At 36.8% G+C, this 26,347-nt stretch carries 24 protein-coding genes and 2 pseudogenes; 6 read left to right on the top strand and 20 right to left on the bottom strand.

What is annotated here, in order from left to right:
• Positions 1 to 2 precede the first annotated feature (2 nt).
• Positions 3 to 1,205, bottom strand: coding sequence for an MFS transporter (locus NSQ76_RS04060; RefSeq protein ID WP_025092660.1), 1,203 nt, complete (start codon positions 1,203 to 1,205; stop codon positions 3 to 5).
• A gap of 103 nt (positions 1,206 to 1,308) precedes the next feature.
• Here NSQ76_RS04060 and NSQ76_RS04055 point away from each other — a divergent pair, with 103 nt between their 5' ends.
• Positions 1,309 to 2,217, top strand: a complete 909-nt coding sequence (locus NSQ76_RS04055; RefSeq protein WP_024424569.1) for a LysR family transcriptional regulator — start codon at positions 1,309 to 1,311, stop codon at positions 2,215 to 2,217.
• A 36-nt stretch (positions 2,218 to 2,253) separates the two neighbouring features.
• On the opposite strand, the gene NSQ76_RS04050 is transcribed toward NSQ76_RS04055, so the two are convergent.
• Positions 2,254 to 2,733 (bottom strand): aminoacyl-tRNA deacylase, encoded by a 480-nt coding sequence (locus NSQ76_RS04050; RefSeq protein ID WP_024426664.1) that lies wholly within the window; start codon positions 2,731 to 2,733, stop codon positions 2,254 to 2,256.
• Positions 2,734 to 2,878: 145 nt separating this feature from the next.
• On the opposite strand from NSQ76_RS04050, the gene NSQ76_RS04045 reads away from it, so the two are divergent.
• Positions 2,879 to 4,078 carry an MFS transporter gene (locus NSQ76_RS04045; RefSeq protein ID WP_025092659.1) on the top strand — a complete coding sequence of 400 codons (1,200 nt, stop codon included), beginning with the start codon at positions 2,879 to 2,881 and terminating at the stop codon, positions 4,076 to 4,078.
• A gap of 17 nt (positions 4,079 to 4,095) precedes the next feature.
• On the opposite strand, the gene NSQ76_RS04040 is transcribed toward NSQ76_RS04045, so the two are convergent.
• Complete coding sequence (locus NSQ76_RS04040; RefSeq protein WP_025092658.1) at positions 4,096 to 4,827, bottom strand: MurR/RpiR family transcriptional regulator; 732 nt, start codon at positions 4,825 to 4,827, stop codon at positions 4,096 to 4,098.
• A gap of 199 nt (positions 4,828 to 5,026) precedes the next feature.
• Between NSQ76_RS04040 and NSQ76_RS04035 the strand changes: the two genes are divergently transcribed.
• Positions 5,027 to 6,355: a 6-phospho-beta-glucosidase gene (locus tag NSQ76_RS04035; protein ID WP_024424565.1), complete on the top strand. Its 1,329-nt coding sequence runs from the start codon at positions 5,027 to 5,029 to the stop codon at positions 6,353 to 6,355.
• Positions 6,356 to 6,388: 33 nt separating this feature from the next.
• On the opposite strand, the pseudogene NSQ76_RS04025 reads toward NSQ76_RS04035, so the two are convergent.
• Positions 6,389 to 7,017: pseudogene (locus tag NSQ76_RS04025) on the bottom strand (DUF3885 domain-containing protein).
• Between the two features lie 132 nt (positions 7,018 to 7,149).
• On the opposite strand from NSQ76_RS04025, the gene NSQ76_RS04020 reads away from it, so the two are divergent.
• Entirely contained in the window at positions 7,150 to 7,356 is a 207-nt protein-coding gene (locus NSQ76_RS04020) for a hypothetical protein (RefSeq protein WP_149125901.1), read from the top strand.
• Between the two features lie 10 nt (positions 7,357 to 7,366).
• Here the strand turns inward: NSQ76_RS04020 and NSQ76_RS04015 are convergent, their stop codons facing one another.
• Both NSQ76_RS04015 and NSQ76_RS04010 read right to left on the bottom strand, forming a co-directional pair.
• Positions 7,367 to 8,278, bottom strand: coding sequence for an NAD(P)/FAD-dependent oxidoreductase (locus tag NSQ76_RS04015; protein WP_280149833.1), 912 nt, complete (start codon positions 8,276 to 8,278; stop codon positions 7,367 to 7,369).
• 65 nt (positions 8,279 to 8,343) lie between these two features.
• Positions 8,344 to 8,781, bottom strand: coding sequence for an Rrf2 family transcriptional regulator (locus NSQ76_RS04010; protein ID WP_024426668.1), 438 nt, complete (start codon positions 8,779 to 8,781; stop codon positions 8,344 to 8,346).
• A 184-nt stretch (positions 8,782 to 8,965) separates the two neighbouring features.
• Between NSQ76_RS04010 and NSQ76_RS04005 the strand changes: the two genes are divergently transcribed.
• Complete coding sequence (locus NSQ76_RS04005; RefSeq protein WP_024426669.1) at positions 8,966 to 9,337, top strand: hypothetical protein; 372 nt, start codon at positions 8,966 to 8,968, stop codon at positions 9,335 to 9,337.
• A 104-nt stretch (positions 9,338 to 9,441) separates the two neighbouring features.
• Here NSQ76_RS04005 and NSQ76_RS04000 read toward each other — a convergent pair whose 3' ends face one another.
• Both NSQ76_RS04000 and NSQ76_RS03995 read right to left on the bottom strand, forming a co-directional pair.
• On the bottom strand, positions 9,442 to 10,767 hold the full coding sequence (locus NSQ76_RS04000; RefSeq protein WP_025092656.1) for a 6-phospho-alpha-glucosidase: 1,326 nt from the start codon (positions 10,765 to 10,767) through the stop codon (positions 9,442 to 9,444).
• A gap of 17 nt (positions 10,768 to 10,784) precedes the next feature.
• Positions 10,785 to 12,374, bottom strand: a complete 1,590-nt coding sequence (locus tag NSQ76_RS03995) for an alpha-glucoside-specific PTS transporter subunit IIBC (RefSeq protein WP_341052572.1) — start codon at positions 12,372 to 12,374, stop codon at positions 10,785 to 10,787.
• Between the two features lie 148 nt (positions 12,375 to 12,522).
• On the opposite strand from NSQ76_RS03995, the gene NSQ76_RS03990 reads away from it, so the two are divergent.
• Positions 12,523 to 13,287 carry a MurR/RpiR family transcriptional regulator gene (locus tag NSQ76_RS03990; RefSeq protein ID WP_024424557.1) on the top strand — a complete coding sequence of 255 codons (765 nt, stop codon included), beginning with the start codon at positions 12,523 to 12,525 and terminating at the stop codon, positions 13,285 to 13,287.
• A gap of 134 nt (positions 13,288 to 13,421) precedes the next feature.
• On the opposite strand, the pseudogene NSQ76_RS03985 reads toward NSQ76_RS03990, so the two are convergent.
• The 12 genes and pseudogenes from NSQ76_RS03985 to NSQ76_RS03930 form a co-directional block, all read right to left on the bottom strand.
• A pseudogene (locus tag NSQ76_RS03985) lies at positions 13,422 to 13,871 on the bottom strand (SMI1/KNR4 family protein); the annotation flags it as partial.
• A gap of 109 nt (positions 13,872 to 13,980) precedes the next feature.
• Complete coding sequence (locus NSQ76_RS03980) at positions 13,981 to 14,955, bottom strand: tRNA dihydrouridine synthase (protein ID WP_151863219.1); 975 nt, start codon at positions 14,953 to 14,955, stop codon at positions 13,981 to 13,983.
• A 1,015-nt stretch (positions 14,956 to 15,970) separates the two neighbouring features.
• Positions 15,971 to 16,855: a phosphotransferase gene (locus tag NSQ76_RS03975; protein ID WP_268416009.1), complete on the bottom strand. Its 885-nt coding sequence runs from the start codon at positions 16,853 to 16,855 to the stop codon at positions 15,971 to 15,973.
• Positions 16,856 to 16,895: 40 nt separating this feature from the next.
• Entirely contained in the window at positions 16,896 to 18,137 is a 1,242-nt protein-coding gene (locus tag NSQ76_RS03970) for an ATP-grasp domain-containing protein (protein WP_268416010.1), read from the bottom strand.
• The gene (locus tag NSQ76_RS03965) at positions 18,103 to 19,119 is read right to left on the bottom strand and encodes a peptidogalycan biosysnthesis protein (RefSeq protein ID WP_268416011.1); all 1,017 of its coding nucleotides are present in this window, start codon (positions 19,117 to 19,119) and stop codon (positions 18,103 to 18,105) included. The genes NSQ76_RS03970 and NSQ76_RS03965 overlap by 35 nt, the downstream gene beginning before the upstream one ends.
• A gap of 2 nt (positions 19,120 to 19,121) precedes the next feature.
• The gene (locus NSQ76_RS03960) at positions 19,122 to 20,477 is read right to left on the bottom strand and encodes a pyridoxal phosphate-dependent aminotransferase (protein WP_341052567.1); all 1,356 of its coding nucleotides are present in this window, start codon (positions 20,475 to 20,477) and stop codon (positions 19,122 to 19,124) included.
• A 10-nt stretch (positions 20,478 to 20,487) separates the two neighbouring features.
• Positions 20,488 to 20,943 (bottom strand): GNAT family N-acetyltransferase, encoded by a 456-nt coding sequence (locus NSQ76_RS03955; RefSeq protein WP_268416013.1) that lies wholly within the window; start codon positions 20,941 to 20,943, stop codon positions 20,488 to 20,490.
• 358 nt (positions 20,944 to 21,301) lie between these two features.
• Positions 21,302 to 22,510 carry an MFS transporter gene (locus tag NSQ76_RS03950; RefSeq protein WP_268416014.1) on the bottom strand — a complete coding sequence of 403 codons (1,209 nt, stop codon included), beginning with the start codon at positions 22,508 to 22,510 and terminating at the stop codon, positions 21,302 to 21,304.
• 26 nt (positions 22,511 to 22,536) lie between these two features.
• Positions 22,537 to 23,208 (bottom strand): beta-phosphoglucomutase, encoded by a 672-nt coding sequence (gene pgmB / locus NSQ76_RS03945; RefSeq protein WP_268416016.1) that lies wholly within the window; start codon positions 23,206 to 23,208, stop codon positions 22,537 to 22,539.
• Between the two features lie 71 nt (positions 23,209 to 23,279).
• On the bottom strand, positions 23,280 to 23,771 hold the full coding sequence (locus NSQ76_RS03940; protein ID WP_341052562.1) for an adenylyltransferase/cytidyltransferase family protein: 492 nt from the start codon (positions 23,769 to 23,771) through the stop codon (positions 23,280 to 23,282).
• A 21-nt stretch (positions 23,772 to 23,792) separates the two neighbouring features.
• Positions 23,793 to 25,157 carry an aspartate aminotransferase family protein gene (locus NSQ76_RS03935; protein ID WP_268416019.1) on the bottom strand — a complete coding sequence of 455 codons (1,365 nt, stop codon included), beginning with the start codon at positions 25,155 to 25,157 and terminating at the stop codon, positions 23,793 to 23,795.
• Complete coding sequence (locus NSQ76_RS03930) at positions 25,154 to 26,269, bottom strand: DegT/DnrJ/EryC1/StrS family aminotransferase (RefSeq protein WP_341052559.1); 1,116 nt, start codon at positions 26,267 to 26,269, stop codon at positions 25,154 to 25,156. The genes NSQ76_RS03935 and NSQ76_RS03930 overlap by 4 nt, the downstream gene beginning before the upstream one ends.
• Positions 26,270 to 26,347 lie beyond the last annotated feature (78 nt).

The raw sequence follows: 26,347 nt of genomic DNA, 5'->3' as shown, positions 1-26,347 counted from the left end.
TATTAAGCTGGATCAGAAGTAACATGCAGCTCCCTGCCTCTTGCCCACATGCTGACAAGCAATAAGCTTATGATGAGCATCAGCCAAAAGACGCTGCTTGATCCAAAAAACTGAATCATCGTATACCCGCACAAGGGTCCTAAAGCCGCTCCCATATCTTGAACAAAGGAATAGCTTGCGAGGAAGCGGTTTTTATCTGTTTGAGCAGACGCTTTTTGAAAAGCAAGCGTATCCGTTAATGTCGTTAAGATTGTTGAGAGCAGCTGGATCAAAAGCAGCATCACAAGAAACCAGCCGCTTACCTTCAGCATGACCGCTAGAAAACTGAGACCTCCAAATGAAAGAAACATCCAGCAAAGCGTTCGTTCCTTCATCACAAGCCCATCAAACCATCTGCCCGTTTTCGGTGCGACAAATGGTTCCCACCCCCATCTGAGCGCTTGAATGATTCCACTTAAAGCCGAAGCTCCGATGACAAAGCCGAACAGAGCAAATTCTCCATGACCGATCCTTGCTTCAATGACATGGCTGAGTGTTGATGCGAATAACCCTTGGATCACAAGTGCGATCAGCATACCTGTGATTAATACTTTTACAACATCCCGTGCAAGCCACCTCTGTTTGATGACTTGATACACCTGCCCCTCTTCTCCCTTTTCAATCTCATCCAAAGAGACATAAAAAATGATCCCTAGTAATGAGAGTAAACCAAAAACAAGCGTCATGGACTGGAAGCCGATCAGGCTGGCGAATATTCCGCCAAATAACATGCCGAATAAACTGCCAAGCCGGTAAAGCCCATTATAAATGCCCGTATAATGCCCTTGAGAGCTTTCCTCCATCTCAGCAATTAATCTCATTCCACTCATACGCAATAACGTCCATGCCAGCCCCCAAGCGCAGCGGCAAATCAGCAGGAGCCAAAAACCGCTCACACCATAAAGCACTGTGGTCACGGACGCAATCAAAATAGCGATCAATACACCAGTCTTCATTGGGACAAACCGATAAAGCCACCAAACGACAGGTGTTAGCGGAATGCGGATGAATCGGTTAATGGACAGCAGCAGCCCGACCTCCCAAATAGATGATAAACCAACCTCTTTCCAATAGATCGGAAGAACAATATAAAGCATTGAATCCCCAATCAGTGCAAATGCTGTGATAAGTGATATTGACACCACTTGCTTTTGACGATGATCCATTTTCCCTTCCCCCTTCGCTATCTTTACAATAAGGGATGCCTTATAATAAATCTAATGAATGTTTTTGATTAAACCATCAAAATAATTGATAGGTGGTGCAAAGTTGAATTTACATGCCCTTCGGATTTTTGCAAAGGTCGCAGAGACAAAAAGCGTTACACAAACAGCAGACGTGCTATCTTTGACACAGCCAGCTGTGACGGCTCAGCTTAGAAGCATTGAAAGTGAGATCGGTTTTCGTCTTTTTAAACGAAATGGCAGAGGCATTACACTTACGGAAATGGGGAAAATTCTATACCCTTATGCCCGGCAAGTGTTCGAGGCTGAAAAAGAAGTAGAATATCAGATCACACTTTTACAAAACGGAAAAAAGGGGCGGCTCCGCATCGCTTCCACCTATGTACCACTCAACTTTTTACTGCCAGATTGGCTTGCTGCTTTTAAAACATCTTCACCACAGACAGAAATTGAATTAAAAAGTGGAAACTCCGCTCAAGTTTTAGAGAGCCTGCTTCAATATGAATCAGATGTAGCCATCGCTGTGATCGAGGATTTGCACCATGAGGAGATTCTCACTTCTCATTTAACGAATTTAAGCTATGATTTTATTGTGCCGGCAGACCATCCGTTAAACGGAAAAACCGTCCCGCTGGAGCGCCTGAGTCAGGAGCCTTTTTTGATGCGTGAAGAAGGCAGTTCCACAAGAGATAAGCTCTTTTCTCTTTTTACCTCGAAAGGAATCAAAAAACCGACCGTTGATTTACAATTCAGCGGTGTTCATGAAGCGATTCAAATGATCAAAGCTGGATATGGCATCACACTTGTTCCCCGTGATGCGGTTCACGGCAGTCTCAAGCGGCAAGAAATTGGGCGCGTGTACATTGAAGGCATTGAGATCGTCAGACCGGTTGTTGTGTGCAAACGGGCGAATGATCTTGAAGAAAATAGAACCGTGGATGCCTTCCTGCAAATGAAAGGTATCGGTCCATTTACTACGCCTGCTGCCAATTAAAAAAGTGCCTGCTTCTGAAACAGGCACTTTTTTTCTCTATTCAGCTGGCTGCACGATGTCAAACGGTACAGCTTTTGAGGCTTTCACTAATTGTTCTGGGGTGATGAGGATTTCATTTCCCCATTCGCCTGCCCCAACACCTAATATTTCCTCTTCTAATAACGAAGCCTCAATAATGGTGCGGAATCCTTCTGGCTGCCAGCAAAACGGCGGAATCGAACCAATTCGATAGCCCGTCACTTCAAGAACCTTCTCCGGTGAAGCCATTTTAATATTACGGGAGCCGGCCGCTTTCTTGAGTTTCCCTGACTTAATATGCTGGTCAGCGCCAACCATCACAAGCAGCTGCTCTCCTTCTCCTGTTTCAAAAATCAATGTTTTAATCATTTGTCTTTCACGAAAACCAAGAGCTGCCGCTACATTTGCTGCTCCCTTTTCTGTTTCGGCAGAAAATGTTTTGACCTCATATGGGATGCCATGTTTGTCCAAAAAGTCATGTGCCGGTAATTTTTTCAATCGATTGAACCCCTTTCCTTACAATGTCCTTCATTTAGCTTATCACAATCTTCTCATCCTTAAGATGTATTTTTCAATGAAAAACCTCTGGACACACCATCACCATGCTATACTGAACTTGTTTTTGAAAAGGAGCCGGTTTGATATGGGAAACAAGTTTTGGTGTTATACAAGCAGTAAAAGCCTTCTCATGCTGAGTGATATTTTATTTGTGATGACGATCACGTTTGTCATTTATCAAGATACACAATCTGTTGCCTATGCGGCTGTATTTCCGCTGATTAGAACAATATGCCAGCTATTGGCTGGGCTCTTCTCTCCTGTTTTAACCGATTACTTTCAAGCTGGCCGGCTATTGAAATGGGTCCCGCTTTTACGTCTTGGGGTGCTCATCGTGTTTACAGCCCAATTTCATTTCTTTCAGCAGCATATGGTCTGGTTGTTTAGTGCGCTTATTTTGATTTCCCTCACAGGCGGGTTCATCAGTCCTTTAATGCAGGCCATCATGCCGATGCTTGTACCAGCAAATCAGCTTGTAAAAGCAAACAGTACAGCCTCCATTTTCCATCAAATGGTTCAAATCGCCGGTTATTCGTTCACTGGAATACTCGTCCTATGGATCGGGCCATTTTATTTAATGTGGATCACCTGTATCATGATTGTGTTGTCTTATCTATTATTCATCCCTGTCTTTCCTCTTCTTAAGCAAGAAGAGACGGTTCGAAAAGCAAATAAGATGAACAGCTTCAAAGATGGCTGGACGATCATTTGGAGAAATAAAACGGTGCGCACCCTGACCTTTATGGATGTTTGTGAAAATATTGCGGGTGCTGTGTGGATCGGGGCAATTACGCTTGCCTTTGTCACCCATGATTTAAAGCAAGGTGAGGAATGGTGGGGATTTATCAATGCCGCTTATTATACAGGTGCCATCATAGGCGGGCTCTTAGCTGCATGGATGAGTCAGTTTATTCAAAAAAAGCTTCTCCTCTTTATGGCAGCTGGTTCATTCATTTATGCAGTGCTGACCATTGTTTATTCACTGAACAGCCTGCCGTGGCTTGCTTTGGTGCTTTGTATTTTGATGGGGCCTGCCTACCAAATCCGAGATGTTTCGCAGCAAACCATTCTTCAAACGGAAACGCCAGTACATGATTTATCAAAGGTGTATTCGGCTCACTACGTCCTTTCTTCAGTATCGGTCGGTTTATCTATTTTCTTTGTTGGATTGATTGCAGATGTATACGGGGCGAGGTCTGTGTATTTACTGGGCGGTCTATTTGTGCTCGTTTGTTCCGGCATTGCCATCCTTGCTTTTATGAAGCAGAAAAAAGAGAGCAGCTGATGTATGCAGCGGCTCTTTTACTTTTCTTTTAACATCGCAAACATGTTACGGGCCATGGCTTCTAAAATATACACAACTGGCGTCTGTGTGGTGATATTGGCTCTGTGGACCCGTTCATCTGTGACGTAGTAGGCAATATTTAAATCTGAAATGCGCGAAATCGTGCAGTGCTGGTTATTCGTAATACTAATGATCTTGCTGCCTTCCCTTTTTAACTTCGAAATATGATCAATTGTAATACTGTTCTCTCCTGATACAGACAGCACAATGGTGACACTATTGTCTAAATACTGCATATTCATCGGAAAAAACGGATCATTGATGTAAAATGAAAATTTCTCAAGACTTGAAAAGTACCTCGCCCCATACTGCGCCAAAATGCCAGAACTGCCAGTTCCGATAAACAGCACATTTTTTGCCTCAGCAATGAGCTTCGCGGCCTCCTTAATTTTCCCCTCAAAGTCTCCCTTCAATGTTCGTTCAATAAATTCATATAGAAAGTGCTGAGTGCTTTTTAAAGAAGGTGTCTGCTCTGATTCTAAATACATTTTGAGCTTCACTTTAAACTCTGAAAAGCCTTCACAATTTACTTTTCGGCAAAAGCGAAGGACAGACGAGGTGGAAATATGTGCAGCATCTGCAAGATCTCGAATTCTCATGTACACGACCTTTTCACTGTTTTCCATGATATATCGGTATAAAGCGCTTTCTAGTTCATTAAAGCTGGAAATGACCTCACTTGAAAACATCTGACTTCCCCTTTCTCCAACTACATGTCACAATGTGTTTCTTTTATGTAACAAATCTCTAAATAGGGCACCCTTGCCTAAAGACGCTGAAGTCATTTACGCACATGATGCTCTCACGATAAGCTATAGATGTACAAACAAGAAAAAAGACTTTTCTCTATTATAACATTGCGCGTTACATTATTCGGAGGTGCAGAACATGGCAAAAGGATTAAAGGTTGTCACAATTGGCGGAGGATCAAGCTATACACCAGAGCTTGTAGAAGGATTTATTAAACGATACGATGAATTTCCGATTAGCGAGCTTTGGCTCGTTGATATTGAAGCGGGAAAAGAAAAGCTTGAGATCGTCGGAAATCTTGCAAAACGCATGGTCAAAAAAGCAGGGCTCCCAATCGAGGTTCATTTAACATTAGATCGCAGGAAAGCTCTTGTAGATGCTGATTTTGTCACAACACAATTCCGTGTCGGACTTCTTGAAGCACGTATGAAGGATGAACGCATTCCTTTAAAATATGATGTCATTGGTCAAGAAACAAATGGTCCAGGAGGTCTATTCAAAGGACTTCGCACCATTCCTGTCATTCTTGATATTGTCAAAGATATTGAAGAACTTTGCCCGAATGCATGGCTTGTGAATTTCACAAATCCAGCTGGTATGGTCACTGAAGCCGTTCTTCGTTATTCAAACCATCGTAAAGTCGTTGGTTTATGCAACGTGCCGATCGGCATTCGCATGGGAATCGCCAAAGGGCTTGGTGTCGACGCAAGCAGAGTCGAAGTCAGCTTTGCTGGATTAAACCATATGGTCTTTGGACTCAATGTATTCTTAGATGGCAAAAGCATCATGGATCAAGTCATCGAAGACATGGCTGATCCAAACTCCAGCATGTCGATGAACAACATTCAAGCGATTCCGTGGGATGCTGATTTCTTAAAAGGGCTTGGCGTCATTCCTTGTCCGTATCACCGTTACTACTACAAAACAAGTGATATGCTGGCTGAGGAAAAGAAAGCAGCAGCAAATGAAGGAACACGTGCTGAAGTCGTTCGCGCATTAGAAAATGATTTGTTCGAGCTTTACAAAGACCCTGATCTCGACATCAAGCCGCCACAGCTTGAAAAACGAGGCGGTGCCTACTACAGTGATGCGGCTTGCAACTTGATTGCATCCATTTATAACGACAAGCATGACATTCAGCCTGTAAACACCATTAATAACGGGGCTATTAGTGACATTCCAAATGATTCTGCGGTTGAACTCAACTGTGTGATCACAAAAGACGGTCCTAAACCAATCGCTGTTGGTGAAATGCCGGTCGCTGTCAAAGGACTTATTTCTCAAATTAAATCCTTTGAACGTGTAGCTGCTGAAGCAGCCGTGACAGGCGATTACAACACAGCTCTTGTCGCAATGACCATCAACCCGCTTGTCCCATCAGATGCCATTGCAAAAAGCATCCTAGATGAAATGCTAGAAGCTCACAAAGAATATTTGCCACAGTTCTTCAATAAAGTAGAAGCATAAAAAGAAGCCGCACTTGTCGAAAGTGCGGTTTTTTTATTTGGCTGCAAACAGCCGGTCCATCTTAGGACGATCATAGTCTAATAGCCAGTGCTGTAAGCCTTCATAGACTGGACGTAGACGCTCAGCATCTGCCGCAATGAGATCACAGCCTCGATCATCATATAAGTGAAAAATCATTTTTTTGAGAGATTCATTAGGTAAATTTCATACCCCAGTTTTCCCTTCAAGATTTGATTCGGTGCATAGAAGTCCTCCTGGCACATCGCATGGAGAAGCGGACGCAATCGAATGTCTTGCAGCTGACATTTGAGTGTAAATCTCTCTAATGTCAGTGAATCTTCTACTTCTGGACGTACATAAGTCAAAAGCTCGTGGCGCAATCTGTTCCTCACTTGCCGATGCACATATTTTTGATAGACAAGGAGCTTACGTTTCGTTAATTCATGTTCATGATCTGTATACACATCCGTCACAAGCAGCATCTCGTCTTCTGGATCAAAAACATATTTCACAATCTCTAAAGCACGATCTCCCGCTTTTTCTAATACAATCGATTCTTTTCCTAATGACCAATCTGCCACTTCAAACCGAAGTCCAATAGGCCACTCATAAAAAAGAGGCGGCGTGAGGATAAGATGAGGAAAATGATTTTTTAGAAACATATTTGTTTGATCACTCATTTGCTTTCCTTTCACTCGTTTTATTTTTCATTTTACCGTTGAAACATATAGGGAAACAAATTGGAAATAAACTGTCATTTCTTATATGATAGAAAGAGATGGAGGTGTGGTCAATTGAAAACATCAAAATGGTTTTTACAAGTGTTCCTTACAGCACTGATCACCATGTGGATACAGGCTGGACTTGATCAGGCGAACATCATTCAGATCACCAATGTATGGGTCGATGTCAGCAGCTGGATCCTGATCTTCTTTGTCATCTACGCACTTTTTGAATGGACAGCTCACGTCTTAGCAAAACAGAAAACCGTTCATCGCTGAACATCTCTTTTCATAGAGATGTTTTTTCTTGAAACTCTTCTTGCACCAGTTCATGAATGACACCCATTCCTGCCTGGCTTCCAGCTGCTGCTGCGAGAACTAACTGAGCAGGACCGCCTAGATTATCACCACATGCAAAGACACCACTGACGGTTGTACGTCCAAGGATATCTGTTTCAATACCCGTATTCTTCGTCATTTGACAGCCAAGCTTTTCGGCAAATGGGGCTGACTGCTTGAATTCACTTGCGACAAAACCGCCTTCCCTTTCCACTGTCTCCCCATTTGCAAGCTGGAGAGAGCGCAGCTGCCCATTGTCATGATCAATCGACACAATTGGCACATCAATGACTTGAATAGAATGTGCCGTCAGAAGTACCTTGTCCTCTTCAGCCAACACGTGCCCATTCGTAAACACGATCAAATCCTTTGTCCAATTGGAAAGAAGCTTAGCCATATGCAAGGCTCGCTGACTCTCTGCAATGAGGGCAAGTGCTTTGTCCTTTAATTCCCATCCATCACAGAAAGGACAGCTAAACAACGTTTTTCCGTACACATCATGAATTCCTTCGATCTCTGGCAGTATATCCTGAAGACCTGTTGCTAAAATGATTTTTTTCGCTTTGAATGTATCCCCCTCGTGTGTTAGTAAAGTAAATCTTTCCTCTTTCTTTTGTATATCAACAATTCGACTTCGTTTGATTTTGATATTAGGGTATTTTTGAAGATCTGCCTCTCCCGCTCGTCTGATCTCAAACGGTGTCATTCCATCGTTTGTAATAAATCCATGTGATTCCTGCGTCACTCGATTTCTTGGCAGCTCATCATCAAATACAATGACTTGCTTTCTGCCTCTCCCTACAACAAGTGCTGCACTTAATCCGGCTGGCCCGCCTCCGATAATGGCACAATCTAATAACATATCAATCTCTCCTTTTCTATTCAAGATTTTAAAGACTCTTAATATCTATAATTAGTTCAAAAAAATCACATGTTGAAAAATGGATTTTTTTCTGTCTGTTCAATTTGGCTCGCAATATCAATTAACCGTTTTTGACTTAATGTCTCCTGCATTTTCGTTTCAACATCCTGCATAACTTGTTCAATCAAACAGCCATCATGAGGCATAAAGGAGTCATGCTCTAAGGAGCAGCGAAATAAATTCGTTTGTCCTTCTACAGCCTGAATGACATCTAAAAAAGAAATGTCTTCCTTTCGTTTGATAAGGGTATAACCTCCCTTTGCACCAGGTGTTGATTCAATCAATCCCGCCTTCACAAGCTTTGTTAAAATTTTGGATAAATAGGTTGGTGAAAGATCTTGTATCTTAGCAAGAGGCTCAACACCAATCGCTTTACCCTTTGGTGCAAGAGTTAAAAACACCATCGTATGCAGCGCATAGTTGGTTGCTTTAGAATATTTCATGAGGAAACTCCTTTCTATCTATTATAGACCTTTTATATCTGTAATTGATCATAGATGATTCAAGAGAAAAAAGCAAGAGTTGTGAATCTGCTCCACTTTTCATTCCACATTTCATATTTCCTTCCGATAATAGAAGTAAGCACGAAATAAAGTTTTGATTGAGAACGAGAAGGAGTGAAGAAAAATGTCAGATCAACAGCACAATGCAGCACACGAAGAAGAAGAGGAATTTAACGTATACGACATGCTTCCGCCCGCAGGTACAATCATCGGAGAAGCAACAGAAGAAGAAATGGATGCCGCAGCAGCACTTGAAGTGAGACATGTCGCGTTCATGCGCCTTCAAGATATGTTCATTCAATTCGATGGCTCGTCTTACAAAGACTTATTAAAAGACTTTCAAGAATTCGAAATGGATTCCACAAAATTCTGGAGAGCCATTGCTAGACGTCTTCAAATTCCGTACGAATGGCCAATCCGAATCGACCACGCAAACGGCCCTATTTATATTGGTGAAACAGAGGATAGCCGTGAGGTTGAGGAGAGCGCAGAGTAAGGGAATGGCGGCCCCCTTTTGGTAAGGAGGCTTTTACAATACATCGGTTGATAAAACAAATAAGCAATATGAGCGCTGTCACGCCCATATTGCTTATTCTTTTGTTATGTTAACTCTGGCCAAAATGCTTGATTTGCCACAATTAAGTCGTCTAAAATATCTTTTGCTACTTTAGCACTCGGCACCGTTTTCGATAATGTGATGGCCTGCCATAATTTTTGATAGGACCCTTCTTCAAATGCTTCTACTACTAGTTTTTCTACGCCAACTTGCTGCTCCATAAGACTTTTTTGAAATCTAGGAATTTCTCCAACTACTAATTTTTCTGGACCATTGCTGCCAACAATACAAGGAATTTCGACCATGGCTGTTGGATCAAAGTTCCTAATAGCGCCATTGTTCTCTACGATCATCAGCATCCGTTCCTTTTTATTAAAAGCAATGGCTCGTGCCAAATCAACGATATAGGAAGCGTGCTCATCAATGGTCAGCTTTGTTTCCTTTGCAGTTCCTTTATCAATGATGGCCTGACATTCACTAAAAACAAAAGCTTCCCGCCCCTCCATCACTTCATTGGCACGCGTGAACTCGATATTTGAATGTGCCACTTCTTCATCTGGAAATAGATAGTATTTCAAATACGTATTCGGTACCGTTTTTGGATCAAGCGCTTGAATATCTTTGGCCTTTTTTAATGTGCTGTTCCAGCTCTTCTGCTGTTCTAGCTCAGATGTTCCATCTGTTGCATAACCATGCTGGCTTACATGCTTAATCACCTCAGGCATTAAGCTATTTCCTGCTTTATCTCGAATATCTGTCCACCAGCCAAAATGATTCAAACCATAGTAATCGACTTCTAGTTCTTTCCGCGAAGATAAGCCTAAATTTTTGGCAATTAATTCTTCGATGCCAATTGGCATATCACATATGTTTAAAATTTTGGCATTCGGTCTTAGCTTACGTGTTGCCTCTGCTACTATCGCTGCAGGGTTAGAATAGTTTAACATCCAAGCTTCAGGTGAGTATTTTTCCATATAATCGACAAGTTCTAATACACCTGGAATGGACCGCATTCCGTAAGCTATCCCGCCTGGGCCGCATGTTTCCTGTCCGACGACTCCATGCTTCAATGGAATTTTCTCATCTAATTCTCGCATTGCATATTTCCCGACACGAATATGTGCCATCACAAAATCGACTTGAGTAAAGGCTTCTTCTGGGTCCGTGCTTGCCAGTAATCGTACTTCTGGTGCTCGTTCTTTTAACATAATCTCACATGCATCTGCAATCGTCTTTTGTCTAGCTTCATCATTATCATAGAGTTTAATTGTATGAATTGGGAACTCATCTAGATAGTCTAACAGCATCAAAATGATCCCCGGTGTAAATGTACTTCCGCCTCCAGCGATGGTAATATTAAATTTTTTCATCATATCCAGCTCCTTTTTTAATCTAATGAAAGTTTTGTCTCAAAGGACTCTCTTACTTGCGGTACACTTAAGCCAACAATGATTTGAATGCTTTGACCACTCTTCGCCATGCCGTGGGCCAGTTTATTTTTTGTAAAGTAGTCCCTATCTTTCACCAAGCTAGGGTCCATCACTGTAATACGCAGACGTGTGGCACAGTTTGTCACATCTTTAATGTTTTCTTTACCGCCAAGGCCTTCTAAGAAATACACGGCTTTCTCTTCATACTCAGACGCATAAACGGGCGCTTCTTTTTGGTCATGACCTTTTTTATGAGCATTCTCATAATCCTGTTTTGTATATAGCCTCGTCTCCTCCTCATGTTTTCGTCCTGGTAATGGAATATCGAATTTCACAATCATCCATCTAAATATGACAAAATACACGGCTGTAAAAAGAAGTCCAATCATCGCTTGGATCAGATAAGTCCCTCCATGATTTGAAGAGAGCGGAATCCAGTTCAATGCAGCTATTTCAATAAGCCCGGAACCCATCATTCCGACAACACCAAACATATTCATGATTGTCACCATGGTCGCACCAAGAAGTGCATGTATCACAAATAAATAAGGCGCGAGGAATAGGAATGTAAATTCAAGCGGTTCTGTAATTCCGGCAAATACCGCTGTTAATGTGGCGGGTAATACCAATGCCAAAACCTTTTTTCTGTTTTCTTTCGGTGTAGAAAAATACATGGCTAAAGCTATCCCTAAACAGCCAAACAACTTAATATTCCCATGCAATAAAAATCCGTATGGATAAAGATCCTTCAAATCGGAAGTGGAGGACGCAAATTCATTTAAGTGAGCAATCCAATATGGTTTTAATCCCCCATTTACAGCCGCTGGACCAAACTCAAAAGGTGTATAAATAAAATGGTGAAGTCCTGTTGGAATTAACACCCTTTCCAAGAAATGAAACAGCCAGACACCAATATAACCAGACTGTGCCATGAACCCTTGGAGAGATTGAATCCCCTGCTGAACATAGGGCCATACAAAAGCAACGATAAAAGCAATAGGAATCATCACAAAGAATCCGATGATGACAACAAATACAAGCCCCTGGAAAATCCCAAGCATTTCAGGCAGCTTTTGATCATAAAAACGATTATGGATCCAAATGACGATTCCAGATATCATCACCGCACCAATGATACTTGTATCCAGCGTAGGTATACCCGCAATTTCTTTTACACCCGCTACGTTCTCGACACCTTGCGATAAATCAACGCCAAAAGTAGACGGCCAAAGTGTCAAAATAGCATGAATATAATTGTTAAATACAAGATAAATCATCAAAGCTGCGAGCGTCGCACGTGCTTGCGCTTTTTTTGCAAGTGAGATGGGCAATCCAATCACAAAGGCTAATTCCATATGATTGAAAATCGTCCATCCCCCGCTTTCAATCAGTGACCAAACCTTGTACCACATCGTACCTTCTCCAGCCATTTCCCCCATAATCGCTGGATTCTTACATAAAGTCGCGAGGCCGACAACAATACCAAAAAACGCGAATAAAAGTACAGGAACTACCATAGCACTGCCAAACCGCTTGATTGCATTCATAAGCATAACCCCTTTGCTTGATCCATAACATCACTGTAAAGGCAGCGCTTACAAAAACCAATAGGTTTGACGTATTTAGAAATCAAGTTGTAACATTAGATTATATTTTCACAGGAAGAAAATATTTTCATGTTGGAGGGCACATCGCATGATACTGGACAAGCTGGTTAATAAATACTTCGAAGATTTAAATAAGAATGACCTGCACATTATTAAAACGATCCATGATCATCTTGAAGAAATGAAGACAATGAAAATTCAGGACCTTGCCCGTTATGCTCATACTTCCATCTCATCCATCCATCGGCTTGCCAAGAAAATAGGGTTTGACGGCTACAGTGACTTAAAGTCTTATGTGAAATTAAATGCTTTCACTGAAGAGACCACACAGGATTTAATGCAGCTGCTTGATCAAGATATCCGGCAGACAAGAAAATATATGGAGCAGCTCGACTTTCATCAATTAAATCAACTGATTGATCGTGCACCGTATATTTATATTTATGGGACAGGAACTGCACAGCTTGATTTAGCCAATGATGTACAGCGGCAGCTATGGTCACTGCATAAGAAATCTCAAGTATTACGAAGCAAGCGGGATTTAACAGATGGAATCATTGAATTTGGTGAGGATGACCTTTTATTTATCATTTCTTTATCGGGTGAATCGAAGAATTTAGATGAAATCATTCAATTGGTGAAAACGAGACATATCAAATTTATCAGCATGACCACATTAAGGAATAACCTTCTTGCACAAAATGCCATGTTTAACATCTATGTAAGCAGCACCCCGTTTCTCTTATATAACAAAGTAGACAACTCCAGCTTTCTGCCATTTTACATTGTGGCAGATATTATCGTCAGAAAATTTAGTGAGTGGAAAGTGAACCAATTGAATAATAAGACTTAAACATAACAGATACAGTTTTGGAGAAAGATTCAATGTTGCTTCGAAAAAAAAGAGAGACTCTTTTGTCTCTCTCAAAAAATACTGTATAACAACGGTTTTAGTGAACTATATCTACTAGCGGCTGCCTTTTCCTATTCAGCAGTATAATGCCCAGCAATCAGTTCATCAAACGAATCCGCTAATTTGAAATCCGTCTCATCTTCTAGATCAAAGTAGTGAATCGGTGGATGCTCCTTTGTTTCTCTGTAATCCAATGCAATCCACGTATGACCATCCCCACAAATGAGCACAAGTCCCTCAGGCAATTCCCACTCTTCTATTAAATAATCACTATCCATAATGCCTTCATTTTTGGCAATTCCTCTTAAATGATCAAATGACACATGATCCTCTGCCCATCCATTCGGCTGATCCGTTGGAAAAGCGTTATGCAGGGTATACCCGCCATTTTGTTCGAGGATCAGTTGCTTATATGTATCAGGCAAGATGACGCCTAGCTTCTTTTCCGCTTCTGCAATGTCTTTCTCATTGATTTTCTTAAATGTTTCTTCGCTTTCTCTATCTTTATCCCAAAATGGTTTCAAATAAAATACCTCCAATTGTTATTTCTATCTCATTTTACCATTTAAGATAACTAGTTTAATAGTTCTATTTAATAAAAAAGAGAAGGGTTCCCCCTCCTCCTCTTGTTGGTCATGATTGTTCTTGATTTCTCGCTTCAAATTCATCCAGCATGGCACGCACTTCATCTGTTGATGATGTGTTCATTAATTGATTTCTTAAGAAACTCGCTCCTCTGAATCCTTTTACATAAATCTTAAAGAAACGATGCAACGCCTTGAATGGACGCAAGCCTAATGAAGAATATTGATCATGAAGGTCAAGATGTAATCTTAAAAGACCAAGCAGTTCATCGCTTGTATGCTCCTTCGGCTCTTTTTCAAAAGCAAATGGGTTATGGAAAATTCCGCGCCCAATCATCACGCCGTCTACTCCATACTGCTTAGCGAGCTTTAAGCCTGTTTGACGATCAGGAATATCACCATTGATCGTCAAAAGAGTATCCGGTGCTACTTCATCACGAAGTTTTTTGATCTCAGGAATGAGCTCCCAATGCGCATCCACCTGGCTCATTTCCTTTCTTGTGCGAAGATGGATTGATAAATTCACAATATCTTGCTCCAAAATGTGTCTAAGCCATCCGCGCCATTCATCGACCTCAGTAAAACCAAGTCTTGTTTTCACGCTAACAGGTAATCCCCCTGCTTTTGCCGCTTGAATCAGCTCTGCCGCAACGTCTGGACGAAGAATCAAGCCGCTGCCCTTTCCGTTTTGCGTGACATTTGGGACAGGACAGCCCATATTAATATCAAGTCCCTGAAATCCCATTTCCGCCATTCCAATGCTCATTTGTCTAAAGTTCTCAGGCTTGTCTCCCCAAATATGAGCAACAATCGGCTGCTCATCCTCTGTAAACGTTAAACGCCCTTTCACACTTTGAATGCCATCAGGATGGCAATAGCTCTCACTGTTCGTAAACTCTGTAAAAAACACATCCGGTCTCGCCGCCTCACTCACAACATGACGAAACACAACATCTGTCACTTCTTCCATTGGTGCTAATATAAAAAATGGCCGCGGTAAATCACGCCAGAAATTTTTACTCATCTTTCATCCAATTCCTCTCATGACATAGCGCCTAAAGGGCATGTCCTTCTATAAAGTCTTTCAGCAATTTTTATTATTATATACTTTAGTAAGGATTCAACGCAAAACAAGTATAAAATGAACAAAATACTATCAGCACTTTATAAAATATCAAAAATTTGAGGAGACGTAAACGGCGTTCAAAAAGGCTACTTCAGGGTAAACATGTCACGCGACGGGCAGCAGGTACAGCATCCGGCAAACTAATGAAAAAATATTCAAATAAAAAAGCCCTATGGAGGGGCTTTTTAAATTGTAATTGCCTTTTCTGTTACATGATAAGTGTTAGAAGTAATAATTTTATCAAGTGACCAACCGGCAGCGAATAACACAGAAAAAATTGTTAAACTGATAAATAACTTTTTCATCATAACGCCTCCGCCATTTTTAGTATTTGTTGATGAGCTTTAATGTTCTTTTTTAGAGATTCTCTATTCATTTCAAAATTTCCTTTGTAATGATAATAATTTTTCTGATAAATCTGTAATATATTCCTATAGATGTAAGTTGTATTTTCGTCAACGACTACTTATACTTTGTAAAACTTACCTGCCGAATACATTTCTAGTGCTTTTCTCCAGGTGGTTTAATGATATAAAAAGTAAATGTTCTTCAGCAATCTTATAAAATTTATAGCAGCAACATAATTTTTGTGATGGAATTCGTGATACAATTTAAAGAAGTTTTAATTCTGTAGTAAATAGGATTTCAAATGTCTTACATTAAAGTAGTTTAAATAACAGCAATCATGATCATCTGACTGACCGAACTATACCATCTTTTTTTGGATTAAAAGAGTATAATCTTTCGAAATGACAGCTTTAGGTATCCTACTTCTTAATAATTGCTGAAAAAGTCCAAGATCCTCAAACATCTCTTTTTGATAGCATGCTATAATAAAAAAAGCCATAGGAACCTGCATTGGCTCACCGAAGAAAACAATAAAATTTATTCGATCGGCAATGTTAATATTACTTTACATACAACGGTAGTTATTATATTTCTCCATAAAATCCTGAATATTAAAGTTCTCAACATGTTCTAAGTGATGCAACATTTCATGAAATATTGGTTGAATACCATAAAAGTGTTTAACCCTATAGTATAAATTATCAATATTTTCCTTTCCGTGATAAAATTTTAATATTTTCTCTGTGAACTCAGGTCCCAAATCCCAATAAAACCCCGCGAAATCAAAAGCCGGGTCAAAAATTTGTGTATCTGTAAAATCAATTATCCCAGTTACCTTACTTTTTTCAATCAGTATATTAGAGTCAGTTAAATCACCATGTATAACGCCGGATTTATAATGAGTATACAGATTATTATTAAAGAAATTATCAAACAAATACCTAATATCTTCCTTCTGCCATTGCGTTAAATATTTAAATAATGTACCCTCAATTTTATTATAAAGTTCCATCCAGTATTCTCTATTATACGAACAATCTAAACCTAATTTTTTTAAAGGATAATAATCCAAGCTGTGTAGTGCACTCAAAAAATCTGCAATAGCTTTTGCGTTAGTATCTGATTTTAATGTTTCCTTGTATTTAATACTACTAATTGGCTTTCCATTTAGGTATTTGTATGAACCAAAAACAGGAACACCCTTATCATTTTTGATAACTTTATAATTGGGTAAAGAAATTTGTGTGATTATTCTTTTCAAATTTTTCAATAAACACTCTTCGACTACCATTTTACCCCTAATATGTTCTGTTTTAGGGAATCGAAAAACAAGATTATTGTTAACTATTACTACCTCATGGTCCCACCCTTCATTATTAACCTGTATTTTATTTATCTCCAGGTTAGGAAAGTATTCTTTAATGGAATTAATATTAAATGATACCATCATAAGACTAACTATTCTCCTTTTAATAATGGGCTATCAGATACTAATCGCTTTCCATTACAACTTTAATATTATTTGAAACTTTTACAGCTTGCTGAACAGCAATGTCTGTATTATATCCAGTAGTTATGACATAACCAACCCCAAAAAGCTCCCCAAAAACAAACTTATCTCCTTTATTTAATACCAAATTAAATTTATCGATATTGTTTTTTAATAAAACACTTTTATCGTAAGTAATATTCTCTATCACCCCATCAGCATTAGGCAGTATAAATTTCACACAGGAAACTTTACTGTGTTTCTTTTTAAGCTCTTGCTCATATATTTTTTCGCCAAAAGCAATCTTTAAAGCAATTTTGGCTAAATCTATTCCGAATGCAAGTCTATATAATTCAGGTACAAAGCCTCCAGCCATCCTAGGGTTTAATTCAATAAATCTTGGTTCTCCATCTTTAATTTTAAATTCAACATGTACAACGCAATTTTTTAACCCTAAAATGTTAATAATCTCCTTTGTTTCATCACAAATTTTCAATTGAATGTTTTCATCTATTTGAGCAGGTACAACTAGTAAATCATAAATAAACTTTTGAATATGCTTTCCACGTATTTTTATTTGTCTCTCTTCAGTTAGACCAATAATATCTATCCTATCATTGACAATGATTGCTTCACAGCTTATTAACTTGTTATCATCAGAGACATATTCTTCTAAAATTAATTCCCTTGAACCACTTGGAGAATTCAAAGTACCTTTATATGCAAAATCCCACGCTTCTTTAATTGATGTATTATCATCAATTTTAACAGCTCCATTAGAGAAATTACCATCTATAGGCTTGATTACTAAAGGATACGTATTTTGTTCCGTAATTTTTTTGAGATCATTAAAAGAACTCACTTTTGTATAGAAGGGCATAGGCATTTTGTTATCTTCTAGTTTTTTTCTAACTTCCCACTTATTCATACACAACGATACAATCTCAGGAGGACATGTTATAAATCCTTTCTCCTTTGCAATCGTTGCAGCTAGTTCAACCAACTCATCTTCTGTGGTAAAAATATAATCAATTCCTTTCTCTTCTATGAATGAAGTTATTTCTCTTTTGTGCTTTAAGGGTTCTAGATATAAATCTTTAATTATTAATTTATCTACTACAGATTCTGGAGTTCGTCTATTTTCTTCCAGTACTAAGTATACTTTACAGTCTAATTGTTCTAATGCGTTTGTTATATAAAACCTCCAATTATAACTCCAATCTAGAATCAATAATTTCTTCATATAAATCCTCTTCCTCCTGAAAGAATACATTCGTAAAAAAACTAGAGCGAAATTTATTTTTTTCCCCCTCAGTTAAACGAGAACTGGAAAAGATATAACAATCTAATTTTTTTGATGATAAATCATTATTTTCATATGCTAAAGACATAGCTAGACCGTTGAATTTTTCTATATTTAGAACCTTTTCATATAGATCTAGACTGTCTTCTCCCATATATTTTGAAGGTAAAGGTTTAAACCCCATTTTCCTTTTTATATGAAATAATCCAGTGGATACCATATGTCCATATAATGTTGGATCTGCACCTAAACTAGTAAATTCATAACCATCTTCGATTGATATTCTAATTAAAGTATAATATAGATAACGGGAAACATTAACATTTATATTGAATTTTAATGTTGCCAAATAAATTGCTCTTAACATATTACTTTTTTTTATACACAGTACTCCACCAATTAAAGTTTCACCTAAATAAAAGTAAATACCTTTATATCTATCTTTTTTTAATAAAAATTCCTTATAATCATTTTTAAGTAGATTTACACCATTTTGCATTGATGCTATATTGCTCTTATATAAATCGTAAAATTTTTTGAGATTCTCTTCCTTTATTTCATCCTCAACTACTAATTTAAAATTCGGGTTATTATTAAGCAATTTAATAGCTTTTCTAATAGAATGCCTATCTTTTTTATTTAAAACCGTAACATATTCATTAACATTATTAAATTTTTTGTTTTCTAGTAGCCAAATAACCCAACTTGGTTTAGCAATGAAACCATTATTGATATACTTTTCATGTTTTTCAGTTGAGTATGCTCTTAAAATATCAGCTCGGTTATTTTTTCCTAAGTCAATTAAACTTTCATAAGAAGCTTTATAAGAACTAATTATATTTAAATCTAAAAAATTTTCTTTTATTAAATCCCTATTCATGATCTCATCAGAATATAGTTCTTGTAACTTTACATTGTTCATTTTTAACCTCCGTCTAGAGTTTTTTTCAATCTAACTATTATTTCTTTAAATTGTTCTGGATAAATTGCAGTAGAAAGCCTAAACCAAAACTTATCTGATATATTTTTGGAGATGGATTGATCTGTAAAAAAACAACCCAAAGGATATGAAATTATTCTTCCCTGTTCATATAAAAATAATGCATTTTCTTTTTCAGTTAATCCTTTATTTTTAAATGCTACGAGACAATTAGAGCCTCCATCCATGGAAGTAATACCCTCTATATAATTATTTAATTTGTTTTGAAATTCTGTTAAATTGTTATTTATCGTTTTATACATGAATTCAATTTCTTCATAATGCTTCTCAATAATTTGGATTAATGAGGGCTTTGTAATAAAGTCCTTAAATTTAGCTAAATCAACTTTCCTTTGCATAATCCCAAGAGCTTCATCAACAGAACATACGTACTTTTCCCTCAAGTGAATAATAGAAGATACTATCAAGTCCATACAAACTCCGTCATTCCCGATTAAAGGAGGACAGTCTCCAAATCTTATAAGATTTGCAAAAGACTCCAGATCCTTATCACCTAAAATATATCCTAATCGCAATCCACTAATTGACCTTCTCTTAGAAAAGCTATCAATAATTATTGTGTTATTCCAAAAATTTTCTTGCGATAAAATTTTCCCGTAATAATTATTAAAATTATATTTGTCAATTTGAATATCTGATCCCAACTTCTCATAAACTAAAAAAATATCATTTTTTTTACACAACGCCACAATTTCCTTGAATTCCTTTTCGCTATACATCTCTCCAGTTGGATTATTAGGTTGAGTTAAAAATATTATATCTATAATCCTGGTATTAATTATTGAATTAATACTCTTTGGATTTGGCAAAAATTTCTCTTCACAACCTGAGGATTCTATAAAGCTTAATCCTGCCAGATTAATAGATTGGTATACTATTGAGTACTGTGGCCCAAGAGTTAACACCTTATCCAACCCTCTTTTTTTCAAGAAATCAAATACAATCCTTAGTCCATCTGCCGCACCACTAGTAACGACACACCTATAACTTTCCGGCATGTTGAAATCCGAAAGAACTCTTTCAAAGAGCTTAATTGATTCTCTTAAAGTATCTTGTCCTAATGGACTTGAATAGTAATTTATTTTTTCACCTTTATCACCAATATCTTTAATAGAGTTAGTAATAACAGTTGGAGGTGACAGTAGATTTGTGCCAGAAGAAATCTCCTCCACCTCATCTAAATTCGTTGCATACTCACCAAAAAAGATTTCATCCAGTTCCAAATATAAATTGTTAGACCAATCTATTTTATTTATAATACTACTGGTGACACAACTCATTTAAACACCTTCAAACTATTTTTTTTGTATATAACAAGCAATGTTCTCCCTCTTCCCAAAAGTCTTTTAGTATAGCCTCTAATTCATACCCATTTTTTTTATGAAAGTTTATAGCCTCTTTATGGCTGTCCTCATTTCCTACATCTATATATATTTTCCTCCCACCTTTTATTTTAATTTCTTCTTCTATTTTATTATATAGTGCAGTACCTATACCTTTTCTCTTATACATCGGATCTACATATAACCAAATAGCCCAATATATATCATCTCCTCCCCATTTTTTTGCTTTGTATCCCATGAAACCTGCAACATTATTATTTTGTTCATATATGAAAAATTCGCCATGTTTATTATGGAAGATTTCTATAATTTCTTCTTCCGCATCCAGTTCTATTTTTTTATCATTTTTTACTACTATTTCTATCATATTCGGTATATCACTTACCAACGCTCTTCTTAACATTTTACCTCTCCTTTTGTATATCAAATTCAATTACATATTTTACTTCAGACTTCTTCACTATCTTCTTCGCTTATATCTACATTATTGCATATCCTTTACGATCAAATGAATTACTATCTTGATAACAGTAAGGTATTACTTCCAATAATACTTTCTTTACATTTTTAATCTCTCTAGCATTACTTAAGTATTTAATTTTATTTAGGTAATCATTTTTTAATTAGAAATTTACTATTTCAGCATTTTTCAAATAGTTCCCCCTTAACTATCATCTTTAGATAATATTGCTGTATATTTAACTCTTTCTTTTTTTAAATATTCTAAAAAACTAATTGATCACCGAAAACTAAAACATGATTCAGCCTTTCTCTCCTTTAGGGATATCTAGTTCGTTAATATTGAAGAGTGGATTTAAAAATAGAAATAATATAGATGGTATAATAATTGTTAATCCCATTATAATAAAAACTAGATTTATTTGGATCAACTCTGTCAAAATACCTCCTATAAACGCCCCAATTGGTAATCCTGTAATTGCAACCAATCCTCTTATTGCAAACACTCTTCCAACTAAATTATGAGGAATTAAAGTTTGATAAAGGTAAGTGTTATTAATGTTAAATATAGAAACAAAAACACCATTAAAAAACGTACCTGTTAAAAATAAATAGAAAATATCGTTTAACCCCATAAGGATAAACGTCATCCCTGATAATGCTAATGAACTTAACATTGCAATCCTGGTTTTATTTTTTAAAAAATTGATACTTACTATAAGTGATCCTGTTATCATTCCACAAGCAATAACAGTATTCGTTAGGCCATATTCAAAATCCCCCTTATTTAAAACTTCGTTAATGTAAGGTAGAAATAAAGGTTGAATTGCTCCAAAAGCAGTATTGACGGTAAGAATAAGCACACCAAGCCAGACAAGAATTTTTTGATCTATAAAGAAACGCCAACCTACAATTAAATCCTCAATCCATTTTTTTTGTACTTCAACATCACTACTATTATCGGGTAGCATAGAAACGAAAACACCTGATATTATTAACATTAAAATCATAAATCCTAACGTATAGTACTCATTTGTCATACTTACTAAAACTCCGCCTATACCCGGACCAGCAATTGTTCCGATTTGTGCTATAATTTCAAGGCGGGAATTGATTTTTTTTAGATTTTCTCTTTTAACCATTTTAGATATATACGAAAGGCATGACGGATGAAATAGAGGCTCTAGAAATCCTACAAAAAAAGCCGAAGATATTATTATCAATGTATTTACATATCCATAATAAAAAAGTATTAAAAGCACAATAAAAACAAGTGCTCTTCCCCATTCAGATAATAACATTACATATTTTCTATTAACCTTATCTATAATAGGACCCATAATTATATGAGAGATAATACTAGCAGTTACATAACAAATCCATAAGTACGAAATTATTAAAGCCGATCCGGTTTGTTGATAGAGTATTACAGAAAGGACAAATATCACTAATGTATTAGAAAGCTCGGAGGCAAAGTGAGCCATAAATAAGATTCTAATTTTCTTTGTCATTATATACTCCTCAAAATCCATATAGATTAACTAGTTACACCGCTAAGATAGGTCATTTTATTAAAATCCCATTGGTTTAATGTGTTGACTACCCCAATAACTTTATTATTCTTAAAATTTCTCCAATCTCCTATAGCTAAAACTGACATACCTGCTTTATTAGCTGCTTGTACACCAGTTATTGAATCTTCAATAACTAAGCATCTCTCAGGTAACTCATTCAATTTTTCAGCTGCCTTAATAAATATATCAGGAGCGGGTTTACTCTTAAGAGAGACTGGGTTAACTATATAGTCGAAGTAGTGATTTATTTTTAATTGCTCAACTATAGATTTCGCATTTGCACTAGATGATCCTAATGCGATTTTATAATTGTTCTCTTTTAAATAAATTAAAGTATCTAGGGCTCCTTCTAGTAAATCATTTGTATCAATAGACTTTATAAGTTTTTTATAATAACTGTTTTTTAAGTCGGCTAAGTTTTTTTTCTCTGTTTCGGAAATATTATAGGAGACTTGTTCCAAGATTAAATTTAAAGATTCCTTTCTTCCTAGACCACGTAATTTAAACTCAAGAGATTTTGTTAAGTCTTTTTTTAAAGCTGACGAACACATTTTCTTCCATGCCTTAATATGGAGTGGATGTGTATCAACAATAACCCCATCTAAATCAAATATAATGGTAGAATTTTTTTTCATTTTTACTCTCCTTTCCTTACACTGAATATAGGATAGTGTTCTACTATTCTATATTCAGTGTTGTTTTCTTTTTAAATTTCTTGCAGAGTAAAATATTCATTTATTAACTTTGTAGATGAACTTGTAAGTTCATCCGTATACTTAATAATGGTTCCTATATTTGCGCAAACTTCTTCTTCTTTATAGATATTTGGATTTGTATACTCTCCTCTATTTCTATAATCAGAGCCTTTAACAAAATAATCGGGTCTAATATCGTATAAACTATTGACAGCAGATGGCCACTCATTAATCCCCACATAATCAACTATTTCCAAAGATGCAAGCATTTCGGTTCTATATTTTTCTGTAAAAGCAGGTCTACCTTTACCTTTATTTACAAATTCGTCTTTTGTTATTGTTACAATAAGAATATCACCGAACTTCCTTGCGGCTTTTAAATGTCTTAAATGTCCAATATGAAGAAGGTCGAAACACCCATGACAAAGTACTATTTTGTGTTTTTTTTCTCTTTCTTTTTCTGCTATATATTTTAATTGAGATATGGTCTTAATTTTATTCATTTTTAATCTATTTCCTCCTTATCACTTTATATCAAGTGTATTTTTAGTATATGGAGTACTTTTAAATATATCTTCCACCCGTGTAAGTGTCTCATAAATATCCTTTTCAGTATGAGCTAAGCTAAGGGTTATGGGCTCAGGACAATTACTCAATGGCAAAAAGAATCCAAATAAATTCTTCTCGTCCATTGCTTTTCTATAACAAGCTAAAGTATATTCACTATTAAAATTCTCTACAATTTCTCTATAATTTTTAGGTGAAGATTCTAAACCAAAATGAATACCAATTCTACCGCCTTTACCTTGAACTATGCAGGGGATTGAATAGTTTTCCACTAAACTTTTCAGACCATCTATCATAATTTTACTTAATTGATTACTCTTATGATATGTGTCAGGTTTTTGTAGTTCACGCAGAACTTCTAGAGTTCCTAATACACTCATTAGCCTACCAGTATTTGTCCCACTCATTTGGCCCTTACCAACCGGCTCTAGTTCATCCATAAACTCTTTTTTACCAGCCAATGCTGCAATAGGCATTCCACACCCAAAAGCCTTACCATAACATGCTAAATCTGGTGTTACTTTATATAATTCTTGTGCTCCTCCGAGAGCTACCCTAAACCCAGTGAGTACCTCATCGAAAATAAGAACAATGTCTTCTTTAGTACTTACCTCCCTCAGTAGTTCAAGAAACTCTTGTTCTGGATAAACGCATCCAACATTCAACATAATGGGTTCTAATATGATTCCAGCTATCTCTCCTCTATTCTTTTCAATTGCTACTAAAAATGCTTCTTTATCATTAAAAGGTAACGGTATAACCATATCCTCTAAATCATCTGGAATCCCTTCAGAACCTGGAATTGGTTTAATATCTCCTAGTTCCCGGATTTCACCAAGTTTCGGTGATGTGTCCATCGCGTACAACAAATAATCATGTTGACCATGAAAATGCCCTTCAAATTTAATTATTTTTTTCTTTTTCGTTTTAATTCTTGCTAATCTTATTGCATTCATTGTAGCTTCAGTTCCAGAATTACATAATCTTACTTTTTCGGCACAAGGAATTATATCAGTTATAAGTTCAGCTAATTCGATGTGATATTCACTCTCATATTGAAAACCAAAACCTGTCCGAATAGATTTTTCCAGCGCATCTCTAATGACTTTAGGATTATGACCTAAAAACAGTGATCCCCAGCCTATAAGATAATCAATATATTCGTTACCATCAACATCTCTAATATGTGCCCCCTCCCCACTTCTAAAATAAACTGGTCCTTTTTCTTTTAGATAATTCCAAGCAGCGGAAACTCCCCCAACTAAAACATTATTTGCTCGTTCCTTCAGTACATCGTTATTCTTTAAAATTTGCTCATTCATTGTACTACCTCCAATTTATTATTAATAAAATTTTTGATTTCTGTAATTATTAAATCAAGATGATTTTTATCTAAAGTTGGATTAACAGGAAGTGATAGTATTTGGGAAGTCTGTTTTTCTGTTATCTGTAAGCTTTGTGGTTTAAATCTTTGATGTGCGGCATCCTGTTGATGTATGGGAATGGGATAATGTACTTTTGCATCAATCCCTATGTCTATTAAATGCTCTTGTAGTTCATCCCGGTAACTTGTCTGTATAACGAAGGCATGGTAGACTGCATATTCTTCCTCAGATTCTATCGGTAATACTATAGGTAATTCCTTTAAATTATCAATATAATATTTCGCATTTTCTCTTCTCTGCTGAGTCCATTTTTCAAGATATTTAAGTTTTACGTTAAGAATTGCTGCTTGTATTTCATCTAATCTTGAATTATATCCCCACAGTTCACATTCGTTTCTATTTTTGAGACCGTGATTTCTTAGTAATATTAATTCTTCGTATAATTTCTTATCACTTGTTACTATTACTCCAGCGTCACCACAGGCTCCTAAATTTTTCAGTGGATGCAAACTGAAACATCCTGCTAAACCAAAAGTCCCTACATATTTGGACTTGAATTTTGCTTTAATAGCTTGAGAACAGTCTTCAATAACAACTAAATTGTATTCATCAGCAATCTCGGTAATTTTATCCATTCGGGCTGGCCTACCGCCAAGATGAACAGGAATGATTGCTTTTGTTTTACTTGTTATATTTTCTTCAATTAGTTCATAATTTATATTCTGGTTTTCTAATACATCAACTAATACTGGAGTCGCTTGGACCATTTCAATTGCTGCAACAGTGGCAATAAAAGAATTAGCTACAGTTATTACTTCATCTCCTTTACCTATTCCACATGCTCTTAAAGTCAAAATCAAGGCATCTGTACCACTATTGACACCAACAGCATATTTGGCTCCAACTTCTTGAGATATGGCATTCTCAAACTTTTGCACTTCTTCTCCTAAAATAAAATCCCCTTTTGATAGAACGCTTTCAATTGAATCTAATATTTCTTCTTTTATAGATTCATAATCTTTACCGAGATTTACATAAGGTATTCTCACTAGTTTTGCCCCTCCATTCCCTAATATTTCCTATTTTTCTATTTATTATCTTTTTCTTTAAAATCATAATACATCAAA

It is taken from the genome of Bacillus sp. FSL M8-0256 (genome assembly GCF_038005765.1).
GTDB lineage: Bacteria > Bacillota > Bacilli > Bacillales > Bacillaceae > Bacillus > Bacillus safensis.
The sequence above is the reverse complement of the archived record's forward strand: the minus strand, read 5'-3'. Positions and strand labels throughout refer to the sequence as shown.